This window comes from Lelliottia sp. WB101 (assembly GCF_003051885.1).
Classification (GTDB): Bacteria; Pseudomonadota; Gammaproteobacteria; order Enterobacterales; family Enterobacteriaceae; genus Enterobacter; species Enterobacter nimipressuralis.
Map to the genome: position 1 here is coordinate 4,128,961 of NZ_CP028520.1, position 13,990 is coordinate 4,142,950.

The 13,990-nt window shown below is 54.7% G+C and carries 12 protein-coding genes, 5 tRNA genes, 1 other RNA gene and 1 pseudogene; 8 read left to right on the forward strand and 11 right to left on the reverse strand.

What is annotated here, in order from left to right; translation table 11 throughout:
- Nucleotides 1–38 precede the first annotated feature (38 nt).
- The 6 genes from modF to gpmA all read left to right on the forward strand — a co-directional run bounded on the left by modF (nt 39) and on the right by gpmA (nt 6,976).
- Nucleotides 39–1,511, forward strand: a complete 1,473-nt coding sequence (gene modF / locus DAI21_RS20035; RefSeq protein ID WP_107704013.1) for a molybdate ABC transporter ATP-binding protein ModF — start codon at nt 39–41, stop codon at nt 1,509–1,511.
- Nucleotides 1,512–1,716: 205 nt separating this feature from the next.
- A complete protein-coding gene (gene galE / locus DAI21_RS20040) occupies nt 1,717–2,733 on the forward strand; it encodes a UDP-glucose 4-epimerase GalE (RefSeq protein WP_100777153.1) in 1,017 nt (338 codons plus the stop codon).
- Nucleotides 2,734–2,742: 9 nt separating this feature from the next.
- Nucleotides 2,743–3,789, forward strand: coding sequence for a galactose-1-phosphate uridylyltransferase (galT, locus tag DAI21_RS20045; RefSeq protein ID WP_100777154.1), 1,047 nt, complete (start codon nt 2,743–2,745; stop codon nt 3,787–3,789).
- 3 nt (nt 3,790–3,792) lie between these two features.
- On the forward strand, nt 3,793–4,941 hold the full coding sequence (galK, locus tag DAI21_RS20050) for a galactokinase (protein ID WP_107704014.1): 1,149 nt from the start codon (nt 3,793–3,795) through the stop codon (nt 4,939–4,941).
- Entirely contained in the window at nt 4,935–5,975 is a 1,041-nt protein-coding gene (galM, locus tag DAI21_RS20055; RefSeq protein ID WP_107704015.1) for a galactose-1-epimerase, read from the forward strand. Before galK ends, galM begins: the two co-directional genes overlap by 7 nt.
- 248 nt (nt 5,976–6,223) lie before the next feature.
- Nucleotides 6,224–6,976, forward strand: coding sequence for a 2,3-diphosphoglycerate-dependent phosphoglycerate mutase (gene gpmA / locus DAI21_RS20065; protein WP_102105244.1), 753 nt, complete (start codon nt 6,224–6,226; stop codon nt 6,974–6,976).
- 63 nt (nt 6,977–7,039) lie between these two features.
- Here gpmA and aroG read toward each other — a convergent pair whose 3' ends face one another.
- Nucleotides 7,040–8,092 carry a 3-deoxy-7-phosphoheptulonate synthase AroG gene (gene aroG, locus DAI21_RS20070; RefSeq protein ID WP_102105245.1) on the reverse strand — a complete coding sequence of 351 codons (1,053 nt, stop codon included), beginning with the start codon at nt 8,090–8,092 and terminating at the stop codon, nt 7,040–7,042.
- Nucleotides 8,093–8,409: 317 nt separating this feature from the next.
- Here aroG and DAI21_RS20075 point away from each other — a divergent pair, with 317 nt between their 5' ends.
- Both DAI21_RS20075 and zitB read left to right on the forward strand, forming a co-directional pair.
- Entirely contained in the window at nt 8,410–8,808 is a 399-nt protein-coding gene (locus DAI21_RS20075; RefSeq protein ID WP_100777159.1) for a YbgS-like family protein, read from the forward strand.
- 107 nt (nt 8,809–8,915) lie between these two features.
- Nucleotides 8,916–9,854 (forward strand): CDF family zinc transporter ZitB, encoded by a 939-nt coding sequence (gene zitB / locus DAI21_RS20080; protein WP_107704016.1) that lies wholly within the window; start codon nt 8,916–8,918, stop codon nt 9,852–9,854.
- Here the strand turns inward: zitB and pnuC are convergent.
- The 10 genes and pseudogenes from pnuC to pal all read right to left on the reverse strand — a co-directional run bounded on the left by pnuC (nt 9,851) and on the right by pal (nt 13,960).
- The gene (gene pnuC, locus DAI21_RS20085; protein ID WP_107704017.1) at nt 9,851–10,570 is read right to left on the reverse strand and encodes a nicotinamide riboside transporter PnuC; all 720 of its coding nucleotides are present in this window, start codon (nt 10,568–10,570) and stop codon (nt 9,851–9,853) included. The two genes, zitB and pnuC, sit on opposite strands and share 4 nt — an antisense overlap.
- Before the next feature lie 37 nt (nt 10,571–10,607).
- A pseudogene (gene nadA, locus DAI21_RS20090) lies at nt 10,608–11,650 on the reverse strand (quinolinate synthase NadA).
- Nucleotides 11,651–11,813: 163 nt separating this feature from the next.
- Nucleotides 11,814–11,938, reverse strand: a non-coding RNA gene (locus DAI21_RS20095) — RtT sRNA.
- A gap of 56 nt (nt 11,939–11,994) precedes the next feature.
- Nucleotides 11,995–12,070 (reverse strand) — tRNA-Lys (locus DAI21_RS20100).
- Between the two features lie 30 nt (nt 12,071–12,100).
- Nucleotides 12,101–12,176: transfer RNA gene (locus tag DAI21_RS20105), tRNA-Lys, on the reverse strand.
- 29 nt (nt 12,177–12,205) lie between these two features.
- Nucleotides 12,206–12,281, reverse strand: a tRNA-Lys gene (locus DAI21_RS20110).
- 2 nt (nt 12,282–12,283) lie between these two features.
- Nucleotides 12,284–12,359, reverse strand: a tRNA-Val gene (locus tag DAI21_RS20115).
- Between the two features lie 37 nt (nt 12,360–12,396).
- Nucleotides 12,397–12,472: transfer RNA gene (locus DAI21_RS20120), tRNA-Lys, on the reverse strand.
- Nucleotides 12,473–12,634: 162 nt separating this feature from the next.
- Nucleotides 12,635–13,429: a cell division protein CpoB gene (cpoB, locus tag DAI21_RS20125; protein ID WP_107704018.1), complete on the reverse strand. Its 795-nt coding sequence runs from the start codon at nt 13,427–13,429 to the stop codon at nt 12,635–12,637.
- 9 nt (nt 13,430–13,438) lie between these two features.
- A complete protein-coding gene (pal, locus tag DAI21_RS20130; RefSeq protein ID WP_003858578.1) occupies nt 13,439–13,960 on the reverse strand; it encodes a peptidoglycan-associated lipoprotein Pal in 522 nt (173 codons plus the stop codon).
- Between the last annotated feature and the right edge of the window lie 30 nt (nt 13,961–13,990).

The window sequence follows — 13,990 nt, forward strand, 5'->3', positions numbered from 1 at the left end:
ATCCCTGATGCATATCGCTGCAAAAAATGGGATAAGTCATGTCATCATTGCAAATTTCGCAAGGCACGTTTCGTCTTAGCGACATACGAACTCTCTCACTGCCCGAACTCAACTTGCGCGCCGGCGAAAGCTGGGCGTTTGTCGGCACCAACGGCAGCGGCAAGTCCGCGCTGGCTCGCGCGCTTGCGGGTGAGCTCACCCTGCTTAAGGGCGAACGTCAGTGCAGTTTTACCCGCATCACGCGCCTGTCCTTCGAACAGCTGCAAAAACTGGTCAGCGACGAGTGGCAGCGCAATAACACCGACCTGCTGAGCCCAGGCGAAGAGGATACGGGCCGCACCACCGCAGAAATCATTCAGGACGAAAGAAAAGACGCTGCTCGCTGCCAGCAGCTGGCCGAACTTTTCGGCATTACTGGCCTGCTGGAGCGACGCTTTAAGTACCTCTCGACAGGAGAAACGCGCAAAACTCTGCTTTGCCAGGCGCTGATGAACGAGCCGGATCTGTTGATCCTCGACGAGCCGTTCGACGGGCTGGATGTGCAATCCCGCGCGCAGCTGGCCTCCTTGCTCGCGACGCTGAATCAGCAGGGCTATACCCTGGTGCTGGTTCTGAACCGTTTCGATGAGATCCCCGATTTTGTGCAGTACGCGGGCGTGCTGGCGGATTGTTGTCTGACAGAAACCGGCGAAAAAGAGGCGCTGCTTCAGCAGGCCCTGATCGCCCAGCTGGCGCACAGCGAAAAACTCGACGGCATTGCACTTCCCGAGCCAAACGCCCCTTCGGCGCGGCATTTGCTGGACAACCACCAGCCACGCATCGAGCTGAAAAACGGTACCGTCTCTTATAACGATCGCCCGATCCTCGATCGGCTGAGCTGGACGGTGAACCCCGGCGAGCACTGGCAGATCACCGGTCCCAACGGCGCGGGGAAATCCACGCTGCTCAGCCTGATTACCGGCGATCATCCCCAGGGTTACAGTAACGATCTGACGCTGTTTGGCCGTCGTCGCGGCAGTGGCGAAACCATCTGGGATATCAAAAAACACATCGGCTACGTCAGCAGCAGCCTGCACCTCGATTACCGCGTCAGTACCACGGTGCGAAACGTGATTTTGTCGGGGTATTTCGACTCCATTGGTATCTATCAGGCAGTTTCTGACAAACAACACAAACTGGCGCAGGAGTGGCTGGATATTCTGGGGATGGATAAACGCGTGGCGGATGCGCCGTTTCACAGTTTATCGTGGGGACAGCAGCGGCTGGCGCTGATCGTCCGCGCGCTGGTGAAGCACCCTACGGTGCTGATTCTGGATGAACCCCTGCAGGGTCTCGACCCGCTTAATCGCCAGCTGATACGCCGCTTTGTGGACGTTTTAATCAGCGAAGGCGAAACACAACTGCTGTTCGTTTCCCACCATGCGGAAGATGCGCCGTCCTGTATCACCCACCGGCTGGAGTTTGTTCCTGACGGCGAGCACTATCGCTATGAGTTAAGCCGCATTCGCTGATCGTTCTCTCAGAGGGGCGTGCCCCTCTTTTTCAGACAACCTGCAGTAATACATTGTTATCTCTTTGATTTATAATGGGCCATCTCATTACAAATTCGCGTGCGTGATTCAGTGTAACCGATTCCACTATTTTATCCCATGTCACACTTTTCACGTCTCTGTTATGCTATGGTTATTACATACCATAAGCCTAATGGAGCGAAATATGCGAGTTCTGGTAACGGGTGGTAGCGGTTACATTGGAAGTCATACCTGTGTGCAACTGCTGCAAAATGGCCATGATGTCATCATCCTCGACAACCTGTGCAACAGTAAGCGCAGCGTGCTGCCCGTCATTGAGCGCCTCGGCGGAAAACAGCCCACGTTTGTGGAAGGCGATATCCGCAACGAAGCGCTGATGACCGAAATCCTTCACGACCACGCCATTGATACGGTGATTCACTTCGCGGGCCTGAAAGCGGTCGGCGAATCCGTCGCTAAGCCTCTCGAATACTACGATAACAACGTGAACGGTACCCTGCGCCTGATCTCCGCGATGCGCGCCGCGAACGTGAAAAACTTTATCTTCAGCTCATCGGCCACCGTCTACGGCGACCAGCCTAAAATTCCTTATGTCGAAAGCTTCCCGACCGGCACGCCGCAAAGCCCGTACGGCAAAAGCAAGCTGATGGTGGAACAGATTCTGGCCGATCTGCAAAAAGCACAGCCGGACTGGAGCATCGCTCTGCTGCGTTATTTCAACCCGGTTGGCGCACATCCGTCAGGCGATATGGGCGAAGATCCGCAGGGCATCCCGAATAACCTGATGCCTTACATCGCGCAGGTGGCCGTGGGCCGCCGCGACTCGCTGGCAATTTTTGGCAACGACTACCCGACCGAAGATGGCACCGGGGTGCGCGACTACATTCACGTCATGGATTTGGCCGATGGTCACGTGGCGGCGATGCAGCAGCTGGCGAATAAACCCGGCGTGCATATTTATAACCTCGGTGCTGGCGTGGGCAGCAGCGTGCTGGACGTGGTTAACGCCTTCAGTAAAGCCTGCGGAAAACCGGTGGCGTATCACTTCGCGCCACGCCGCGATGGCGATCTTCCCGCGTACTGGGCGGATGCCTCCAAAGCCGACAAAGAGCTGAACTGGCGTGTCACGCGCACACTGGATGAAATGGCACAGGATACCTGGCACTGGCAGTCACGCCATCCCCAGGGCTATCCGGATTAAGGATCCGACATGACGCAATTCAACCCCGTCGATCATCCGCATCGGCGTTATAACCCGTTAACCGGGCAATGGATTTTGGTCTCTCCGCATCGTGCGAAGCGCCCATGGCAAGGCGCGCAAGAGACGCCGGCGAAACAGACGCTGCCTCAGCATGACCCGGACTGCTTCCTGTGTCCGGGGAATACCCGCGTCACCGGCGATAAAAATCCGGATTACCAGAGCACGTATGTGTTTACCAACGATTTTGCCGCCCTGATGACCGACACGCCGGATGCCCCGGAAAGTGACGATCCGCTAATGCGTTGCGAAAGCGCGCGCGGCACCAGCCGGGTGATCTGCTTCTCGCCGGACCATAGCAAAACGCTGCCGGAGCTGAGCCTCGGCGCCCTCACCGACGTGATCAACACCTGGCAACAGCAGACCGCCGAGCTGGGACAGGATTATCCGTGGGTGCAGGTTTTTGAAAACAAAGGGGCGGCGATGGGCTGCTCTAACCCGCATCCACATGGCCAGGTGTGGGCGAACAGCTTCCTGCCAAATGAAGTTGAGCGCGAAGATCGTCTGCAAAAAGCTTATTACGATGAAAACCAGTCAGCGCTGCTGGCGGATTACGTTCAGCGCGAGATGGCTGACGGCAGCCGCACGGTCGTTGAAACCGAGCACTGGCTCGCCGTAGTGCCATACTGGGCGGCGTGGCCGTTCGAGACGCTGCTGCTGCCAAAAGCCCACGTCCTGCGCATTACCGATTTAAGCGATGCCGAGCGTGACGATCTGGCCCTGGCGCTGAAAAAACTGACCAGTCGCTATGACAATCTGTTCCAGTGCTCTTTCCCCTATTCCATGGGCTGGCACGGCGCGCCCTTTAATGGCGAAGAGAATCAGCACTGGCAGTTACACGCCCATTTTTATCCGCCGCTACTGCGTTCCGCGACGGTGCGTAAATTTATGGTGGGCTATGAGATGCTGGCAGAAACCCAGCGCGATCTGACGGCAGAACAGGCGGCAGAACGTCTGCGCGCCGTCAGCGATGTCCACTACCGCGAATCAGGAGTCTAATAAATGAGTCTGAAAGATAAAACACAATCCCTGTTTGCTGAAAAATTCGGCTACCCTGCCACCCACGCGATACAGGCTCCTGGCCGCGTCAATCTGATTGGTGAGCACACCGACTATAACGATGGTTTCGTTCTGCCTTGTGCGATCGATTATCAGACCGTCATCAGCTGCGCCAAACGCGACGACCGCAACGTGCGGGTGATTGCCGCCGATTACGACAATCAGATCGACGAGTTTTCCCTTGATGCGCCGATTGTGGCTCACGATACCCAGCAGTGGTCAAACTACGTGCGCGGGGTGGTTAAACATCTGCAAAAGCGCAATAAAAACTTCGGCGGCGCAGATCTGGTGATCACCGGTAATGTTCCGCAAGGTGCTGGCCTGAGTTCCTCTGCCTCTCTGGAAGTGGCGGTCGGCACCGTCTTCCAGCAGCTTTATCATCTGCCGCTGGACGGGGCGCAAATCGCCCTCAACGGTCAGGAAGCGGAGAACCAGTTCGTCGGCTGTAACTGCGGGATTATGGACCAGCTAATTTCTGCGCTCGGTAAAAAAGAACATGCCCTGCTGATTGATTGCCGCACGCTGGGCACCAAAGCCGTTTCCCTGCCGAAAGGCGCGGCGGTGGTGATTATCAACAGTAATTTCAAACGCACGCTGGTCGGCAGTGAGTACAACACCCGCCGTGAGCAGTGTGAAACCGGCGCGCGCTTCTTCCAGCAGCCTAAACTGCGCGATGTTTCTTTAAACGAATTCAATAAAGTTGCGCACGAACTGGACCCGGTCGTGGCCAAACGCGTGCGTCACGTTCTGACCGAAAATGCCCGAACCGTGGAAGCAGCTTCTGCGCTGGAGAAAGGCGATCTGAAACGCATCGGCGAACTGATGGCGGAATCCCACGCCTCCATGCGAGATGATTTCGAGATCACGGTTTCGCAAATTGATACGCTGGTTGAGATCGTGAAAGCGACCATCGGCGAGAAAGGCGGCGTGCGTATGACCGGCGGCGGTTTTGGTGGCTGCATTGTGGCGCTGATCCCGGAAGAGCTGGTTCCCGCCGTTCAGGATGCCGTGGCGAAACAGTATGAAGCCAAAACCGGTATCAAAGAGACTTTCTATGTGTGCAAAGCAACCCAAGGAGCTGGACAGTGCTAAACGAAACGCCAACCCTCGCCCCTGACGGTCTGCCGTATCGCCTGCTGACCCTGCGTAACAGCGGGGGAATGGTGGTAACGGTGATGGACTGGGGCGCAACGCTACTCTCTGCCCGCGTACCCATGCCAGACGGCAGCGTGCGCGAGACCCTGCTTGGCTGCGCATCGCCGGAACAATACGTCAACCAGGCGGCTTACCTGGGCGCCTCTGTCGGACGCTACGCTAACCGTATCGCCAAAAGCCGCTTCGTTCTGGACGGTAAAACCTATTCCTTAGTGCCAAGCCAGGGCGAGAATCAGCTCCACGGTGGCATGGAAGGTTTTGACAAACGCCGCTGGCGTATCGTGCAGCAGAATGACAGCGAAGTGCTGTTTGCGCTGGAATCCGCCGACGGCGATCAGGGCTTCCCCGGCAATCTTTCTGCCTCTGCCCTCTTCCGCCTGACGGACGATAACCGTATCAGTATTGAATACCGTGCGACGGTCGACCAGCCTTGTCCGGTCAATTTGACCAACCACGCCTATTTCAATCTCGACGGCGATCAGACGGATGTGCGCAATCACAAACTGCAGATCCTGGCCGATGCGTATTTACCGGTCGATACGATGGGTATTCCTCTTGAAGGACTGAAGTCCGTAGAGGGCACCAGCTTTGATTTCCGCAGCGCGAAAACCGTCGCAACGGATTTCCTGAGCGACGACCATCAGCGCAACGTGAAAGGGTATGACCACGCATTCCTGCTGCAGGCGAAGGGAGATGCTACCCATCCTGCCGCTCAGGTGTGGTCCGCCGACGAAAAGCTGCAAATGACGGTGTATACCAGCGCTCCCGCCCTGCAATTCTATTCCGGGAACTACCTCGGCGGTACGCCTGCGCGCGAACAGGGCGATTACCACGACTGGCAGGGTATGGCGCTTGAAAGTGAGTTTCTGCCGGACAGCCCTAACCATGCCGAGTGGCCGCAGCCTGACTGCATTCTGCGTCCGGGCCAGGAATATGTGAGCGAGACCGTTTATCAGTTTTTCGCCCGTTAACGATATTGAGTGGCGTGTTGTTTCCCCGGCCACCCGAACGACATCCCGCCAGGCCCTCATGCTGAGGGCTTTTTTTGTCCGTCTTGCTGAAAATAGCGTCGATCGCGGACAAAATCATAACCCTCAATTCACAAGCATCTTACACTGGGCCACTATTTTCGCTATGGTTAGGGTTAAGCGTTGCCGCCTGAGCGATCACGGCAATATAATGAGAATTGTTATCATTCAATAAGCTTAAGGAGTGCAATATGGCTGTAACTAAGCTGGTCCTGGTGCGCCACGGCGAAAGCCAGTGGAACAACGAAAACCGCTTCACCGGTTGGTATGATGTTGATCTGTCTGAGAAAGGCGTAAGCGAAGCAAAAGCAGCAGGTAAACTGTTGAAAGATGAAGGCTTCAGCTTCGATTTTGCTTATACCTCTGTGCTGAAACGTGCCATCCACACTCTGTGGAACGTGCTGGACGAACTGGATCAGGCCTGGCTGCCGGTTGAGAAATCCTGGAAGCTGAACGAGCGTCATTACGGTGCGCTGCAAGGGCTGAACAAAGCTGAAACCGCTGAAAAATACGGTGACGAGCAGGTTAAGCAGTGGCGTCGTGGTTTTGCGGTAACGCCACCAGAGCTGACCAAAGATGATGAGCGTTATCCGGGCCACGATCCGCGTTACGCGAAACTGACTGATGCTGAGCTGCCACAGACTGAAAGCCTGGCGCTGACCATCGATCGCGTTGTGCCTTACTGGAACGACACCATTCTGCCGCGCATTAAAAGCGGTGAGCGCGTCATCGTTGCCGCTCACGGTAACTCCCTGCGTGCGCTGGTGAAATACCTGGATAAGATGGGCGAAGACGAAATCCTTGAACTGAACATCCCAACGGGCGTACCGCTGGTGTATGAGTTCGATGAGAACTTCAACCCAATCAAACGTTACTATCTGGGTAACGCTGACGAAATCGCAGCGAAAGCGGCGGCGGTAGCAAACCAGGGTAAAGCGAAGTAATGATTCGCCAGATATAAAAAAAAGCGTGGAGCAATCCACGCTTTTTTATTGGGTTAAGAAGGATTAACCGCGACGCGCTTTAACCGCGTTTGCCAGCTGGCGCAGGATCGCGTCCGTATCTTCCCAGCCGATGCAGGCGTCAGTGACACTCTTCCCGTAGACCAGCGGCTCGCCGCTCTCCAGGCTCTGATTTCCTTCCACCAGGTGGCTTTCAATCATCACGCCGATCACGGCTTTCTCGCCGTTAGCCAGCTGCTGGCAAACGTCCGCGCCCACTTCCATCTGCTTTTTGAACTGCTTGCTGGAGTTGGCATGGCTGAAATCGATCATCACATTCGGTGACAGACCCGCTTTTTCGAGGCCCGATTTCACTTCTGCGACGTGTTTTGCGCTGTAGTTAGGCTCTTTACCGCCACGCAGAATGATATGGCAGTCGCCATTCCCGCTGGTGTTGACGATAGCTGAGTGGCCCCATTTGGTGACCGACAGGAAACAGTGCGGCGCACCGGCGGCGTTGATGGCATCGATCGCCACTTTCATGGTGCCATCGGTACCGTTTTTGAAACCGACCGGGCACGAGAGGCCCGACGCCAGTTCGCGGTGAACCTGAGATTCCGTGGTACGCGCACCAATCGCGCCCCAGCTCATCAGGTCGGCCAGATATTGCGGGGTGATCATGTCCAGGAACTCGCCTGCGGCCGGTAATCCGCTGTCGTTAATTTCCAGCAGCAGTTTGCGCGCGATGCGCAGCCCGTCGTTGATCTGGAAGCTGTTATCCATGTGCGGATCGTTAATTAGCCCTTTCCAGCCCACCGTGGTGCGTGGTTTTTCAAAATAGACGCGCATGACGATTTCCAGCTCACCTTGCAGCTCTTCACGCAGGGTCAGCAGGCGCGCAGCGTACTCTTTTGCCGCCGCAGGATCGTGAATGGAACAAGGGCCAATCACCACCAGCAGGCGATCGTCGTTACCTTTCAGGATCTTATGGATCGCTTTGCGGGCATGAGAAACCGTATTGGCAGCGTTTTGCGTGGCGGGAAATTTTTCAAGGAGCGCTACAGGGGGTAATAACTCATTGATCTCTTTAATGCGTAAATCGTCGTTCTGATAATTCATGATCGTTCCGGCTCTGACATATTTTTAGTAATGAATGCAATCCTTTCAATCTAACTTGTCAGCCTGGAAGTGTAAACGGGCTTTTACACTTCGCACGGATAATTCCTGGAATTACCCTAAAAAACGCGACAAAGTAGCGAATAACGAGATCTGCCCTAAACTTTTTAAATGTAACCACTCTGTTTATGCATTTAAACGTGATTCCATCCTGACATAAGTTCAGATAATGGAATCTTTGACCACTCAGCGATTGATTTCGCGGATGCACTGTTGGAAGAAGTTATCCAGCAAATAACGACCAGAACAGGAGCAGCATGATGAAAATGACTAAACTGGCAACCCTTTTCCTGACAGCAACCCTGACCATGGCGAGCGGCGCAGCGCTTGCAGCAGATTCTACGGGTTCCGATAATAATGGCCAGGCGAACGCTGCGGCTGCAGCAGGCCAGGTCGCGCCGGACGCCAAACAGAACGTGGCGCCAAACAATGTTGATAACAGTAATATCAACACGGGCAGCGGAACCAGCGGCGGTACCATGCTGCACCCGAACGGGACCGACTCGGGCACCATGAATCATGACGGGATGACCAAGGACGAAATTCACAAAAACTCGATGTGTAAAGACGGAAAATGTCCGGACATCAACAAGAAAGTTGAAACCGGTAACGGCATCAACAACGATGTTGATACCAAAACCGATGGCACAACGCAGTAATACGAGTCGGATCGGATAAATGAAGGAGAGCGAAGGCTCTCCTTTCTTTTTTGTGCAAAATGTTAAAAAATCTACACTTAGAATGATTACTCATCAGGACAGAGTTCATGGCGCACACGCATTCGCATTCACACTCTCCAGGGGACGAAAACGCTAAACGTCTGATGCTGGCTTTCGGCGTCACAGCCACGTTTATGGTTATCGAGGTTATCGGCGGGCTGATTTCCGGCTCTCTGGCATTACTGGCGGATGCGGGCCATATGCTTACGGATGCCGCAGCGCTGCTGTTTGCGCTGATCGCCGTGCAGTTTTCCCGCCGTCCACCTAACGCGCGCCACACCTTCGGCTGGCTGCGTCTCACGACCCTCGCCGCTTTCGTCAATGCCATTGCGCTGGTGGTGATCACGATTTTGATTGTCTGGGAGGCGTTCCAGCGCTTCCGCGATCCGCAGCCTGTCGCCGGAATGACGATGATGGTGATTGCCGTGGCCGGGCTGCTGGCCAATGTCCTCGCCTTCTGGATTTTGCATCGCGGTAGCGCAGAGAAAAACCTCAACGTCCGCGCGGCCGCGTTACACGTGCTGGGCGATCTGCTGGGCTCGGTCGGGGCGATTGTGGCGGCACTGGTGATTATCTCCACCGGCTGGACACCGATCGACCCCATCTTGTCGGTGCTGGTCTCCTGCCTGGTGCTGCGCAGTGCATGGGGATTGTTACGCGAGAGTGTGAACGAACTGTTGGAGGGTGCGCCCGTTTCGCTGGATATTTCGGCGCTGAAGCGCAAGCTGTGCCGGGATATTCCGGAAGTGCGCGATGTTCATCATGTGCATGTCTGGCTGGTGGGCGAGAAACCGGTGATGACCCTGCATGTCCAGGTGATCCCTCCGCACGACCACGATGCACTTCTGGGTCGCATTCAGCACTTCCTGGAGCACCACTACGAGATTTCGCACGCCACTATTCAGATGGAGTATCAGACCTGTAGCGGGCCGGACTGCCATCTCAATGAGACGCAGCCCGACCATTCACACCATCACCACCATTAACTGGATAGCGCGCGGGAGCCACGCTGACGCGCGCTGTTAATCCACATCCGGCTGCCGTTCAGGGCGATAAAGGTGAGGAGCAGATATTCCAGCGACATGGCGTAGACGCCCTGCAACGCGAAGATCACCACGCTTATCACGTTAATGATGACCCACAGCAGCCAGTTCTCGACGTATTTACGCGTCATCAGAATCATCGCCGCGATCGACAGCACCATCATGCAGGAATCCCAGAACGGGAACGCATCGGGCTGCAGTTCAGGCATAGTGACGTTTAATCCCAGGCTGGACATCACCGACACTGCCACGCGCGTCAGGAATCCAAATACCGGATTGATGTAGACCGTCATCAGGCCAATGGCGACGACACAGGCCGCGAGCCAGGCGATGGCTTTTGGCAGCGTCAGCCAGCGAATCTGTAGCTCCGCTTCCTGAGCGCTGTTTTGCCGCGACCATGCGTACCAGCCGTAGATATTCGCGGCGAAGAAAAAGAGCTGCAACAGCAGGCTGGCATAGAGCTGGATCTGGAAAAAGATAATCGCGAACAGCGTGACGTTAATCAGGCCGAAGGCGTAGTTGCTGATCTTCTCCAGACTTGCGAGCCAAATGCAGAGCAGCCCCGCCAGGGTGCCGATAGCTTCAATCCATGACAGGTCGTAGCCGCCCGCCCCGATTGGTATATGAACCAGGATATTCTGCGTGCTAAAAAAATCCATCTTTTCCCCAGAGCGTACTAATACGCGTTATCTCATCTCAGGAGCGTAGTGTAGCCGCAAAATCGAGCATACGGTTAAGAGGAATTAACGCCCCTCACGCAACGCAGCGTCCACATGGATCTCATGTGCCGCACCGCCTGACTCCAGCCCTTCAGCAATCGCCTTCAGGCCATTCATCGCCATCCACGGGCAATGCGCGCAGCTGCGGCACGTGGCGCCCTCTCCGGCTGTTGGGGCTTCGAACAGCTCTTTGTCCGGAACCGCCTGCTGCATCTTATAAAAGATGCCGCGATCGGTAGCGACGATCAGCTTCTGCTGCGGCAGAGTTTTCGCGGCGTTGATCAGCTGGCTGGTGGACCCCACCGCATCAGCCATATCGACTACCGACTGAGGTGACTCCGGGTGGACAAGGATCGCGGCGTCAGGATAGAGGGCTTTCATGCGTGCCAGCGCCTGAGTTTTAAATTCGTCGTGCACAATACACGCCCCCTGCCAGCACAACACATCCGCGCCAGTTTGCTTCTGCACGTAGTTGCCCAGATGTTTGTCCGGCGCCCAGATGATCTTCTGCCCGAGACTATCCAGATGCTCAATGAGTTCAACGGCGATACTGGAGGTGACCACCCAGTCTGCACGCGCTTTGACAGCGGCGGAGGTGTTGGCGTAAACAACGACGGTTCTGTCCGGATGGGCATCGCAAAACGCGCTGAATTCGTCGATCGGACAGCCTAAATCCAGAGAACACTCCGCATTGAGCGTAGGCATCAGAATGGTTTTTTCCGGGCTGAGGATCTTTGCCGTCTCGCCCATAAAGCGAACGCCAGCCACCAGCAGCGTCGAGGCTGGATGTTTCGCACCAAAGCGCGCCATTTCAAGAGAATCGGAGATACAACCGCCTGTCTCTTCGGCCAGTTGCTGGATTTCGGGATCGGTGTAGTAATGTGCGACCATTACCGCATCCCGCTCCTTCAGCAGGCGCTTTATTTTTTCACGGTAGAACTGTTTTTCGTCCCGGTTTAAAGGCACGGGCTTAGGCGGGAAAGGATAGATTGCGGCTTCAGGATCAAACATCACGCTCATCATTGCTTCTCGTTTTACTGGCTTAACAATAATGTCTCTCTTTTGCGTTATGAACGAAAGGTACGACAATTGTGTTTTGTATACTAAACAAGATAGCGCGTTGAGGGAAAAAAGTCACAATATTTGGATAGCAAAAAGGCGCCTTTAGGGCGCCTTTCTACACTGGTGGGTTGTGCAGGATGACTCGTTTCGCTCGCCCTTCGGGCCGTCGCCGCAAACGGCTCCGGTGTCTCACTGCGTTCGACCCGAACCTGCAGCAGGTTCTCATCCTGCCGAATCGCGCATATCAAAATCCTGCCGAATCGCACATAGCAAAAAGGCGCCTTTAGGGCGCCTTTCTACATTGGTGGGTCGTGCAGGATTCGAACCTGCGACCAATTGATTAAAAGTCAACTGCTCTACCAACTGAGCTAACGACCCCTTTCGGGACTTGCAAATTTTTATTCAGGCTGGTGGGTCGTGCAGGATTCGAACCTGCGACCAATTGATTAAAAGTCAACTGCTCTACCAACTGAGCTAACGACCCATTCGGGTGTTGCCTGAATTTTGTAGTATTGGTGGGTCGTGCAGGATTCGAACCTGCGACCAATTGATTAAAAGTCAACTGCTCTACCAACTGAGCTAACGACCCGATGGTGGGTGATGACGGGCTCGAACCGCCGACCCCCTCCGTGTAAAGGAGGTGCTCTACCAACTGAGCTAATCACCCAACGCCGTACTACAGGGCACTACAGGAAAATCTTAAGTGGTGGGTCGTGCAGGATTCGAACCTGCGACCAATTGATTAAAAGTCAACTGCTCTACCAACTGAGCTAACGACCCACTTTTTTCGCGGCTTTCGGGCTGTTCGATATCCCTTGGCAACGGCGGCATATATTACTGATTTAAGAATTCAGCGCAACAAAAATTTCGACGAAGATCACTTAACTGCTTACGAATCAGGCGGCACGACCAGAAATAACGCGATTTCTGGTCATGCGACACTCAACCCATCGATCCAAGACGTTTTTGCGCTTGTTTCGCACCTTCGGTGCCTGGGTACTTCGCGACCACCTGCTGATAAACGGCCTTCGCTTTCGCGCTGTCGCCTTTATCCTGCATGATGACGCCGACCTTAAACATGGCATCAGGGGCTTTAGGCGATTTTGGGTAATTTTTTACCACAGAGGCAAAATAAAACGCCGCATCATCCTTTTTACCCTTGTTGTAGTTCAACTGACCAAGCCAATAATTCGCATTTGGCTGATAAGTTGAGTCAGGGTACTTTTTCACGAAGTTCTGAAACGCCGCAATGGCATCGTCCTGACGCGATTTATCCTGCACCAGGGCAATAGCTGCGTTGTAGTCAGTGTTTGCGTCACCGCTCTGTACAGGCGCGCCTGTCGAAGCTGACGCATCTGCTGCCGGTGCCGGAGTGGCTGTCGCCGCCCCGCTCTGATCGCCTGCCGCGGGTTGCGCTGCAGCGCCGCCGTTACTCATGCCGTCGATCTGCAACAGGATCTGCTTCTGACGCTCGACAACCTGATTCAACTGATACTGACTTTCCTGGATCTGACCACGGAGAGAATCAATATCGTTTTGGTTATCAGAGAGCTGCTGCTGGAGTTGGGTTAAAAGCTGACTGTGAGCGTTAGAAATACGCTCGAGTTGAGTGACACGGTCTTCGACCGAGCCGGAGCCGACACTACTGATTGGTGCCTGAGCAAAAGCGGCCCAGGGGGCCGCTATTCCAACCAGTAACGACAGACCCAAGAGTTGATGTCTGAAGTTACTGCTCATGCAATTCTCTTAGTAAACCAGTACGGCACGACGGTTTTTGGAGTAAGCCGCTTCGTCATGACCCAGTACTGCAGGTTTTTCTTTACCGTAAGAAACGATGGAGATCTGGTCAGCAGAAACGCCTTTACCCTGCAGGTACATCTTAACGGCGTTCGCACGACGCTCACCCAGGGAGATGTTGTACTCAGGAGTACCACGTTCGTCAGCATGACCTTCTACGGTGACTTTGTAAGATGGGTTGCTACGCAGGAAGTTTGCGTGCGCATCCAGCATCGCAGCGAAGTCAGAACGGATGTCATACTTGTCCAGATCGAAGTAAACAATGTTGTTCTGCTGCAGCTGCTGCATCTGAAGACGCGCTTGCTCTTCAGAAGACATATTGCCGTTACCGTTAGCGTCCATACCAGTGCCGGCACCCATCATGCCTTCGCCGCTCTGGTCGTTGCTTGCATTCTTGTTGGAAGAACACGCCGCGATTGCCATTACAGGCAGAGCGATCATCAGCCCCTTCAGCACTTTGTTCAGTTGCATTTCTATGATTCCTTTAGTAATCAATTAATT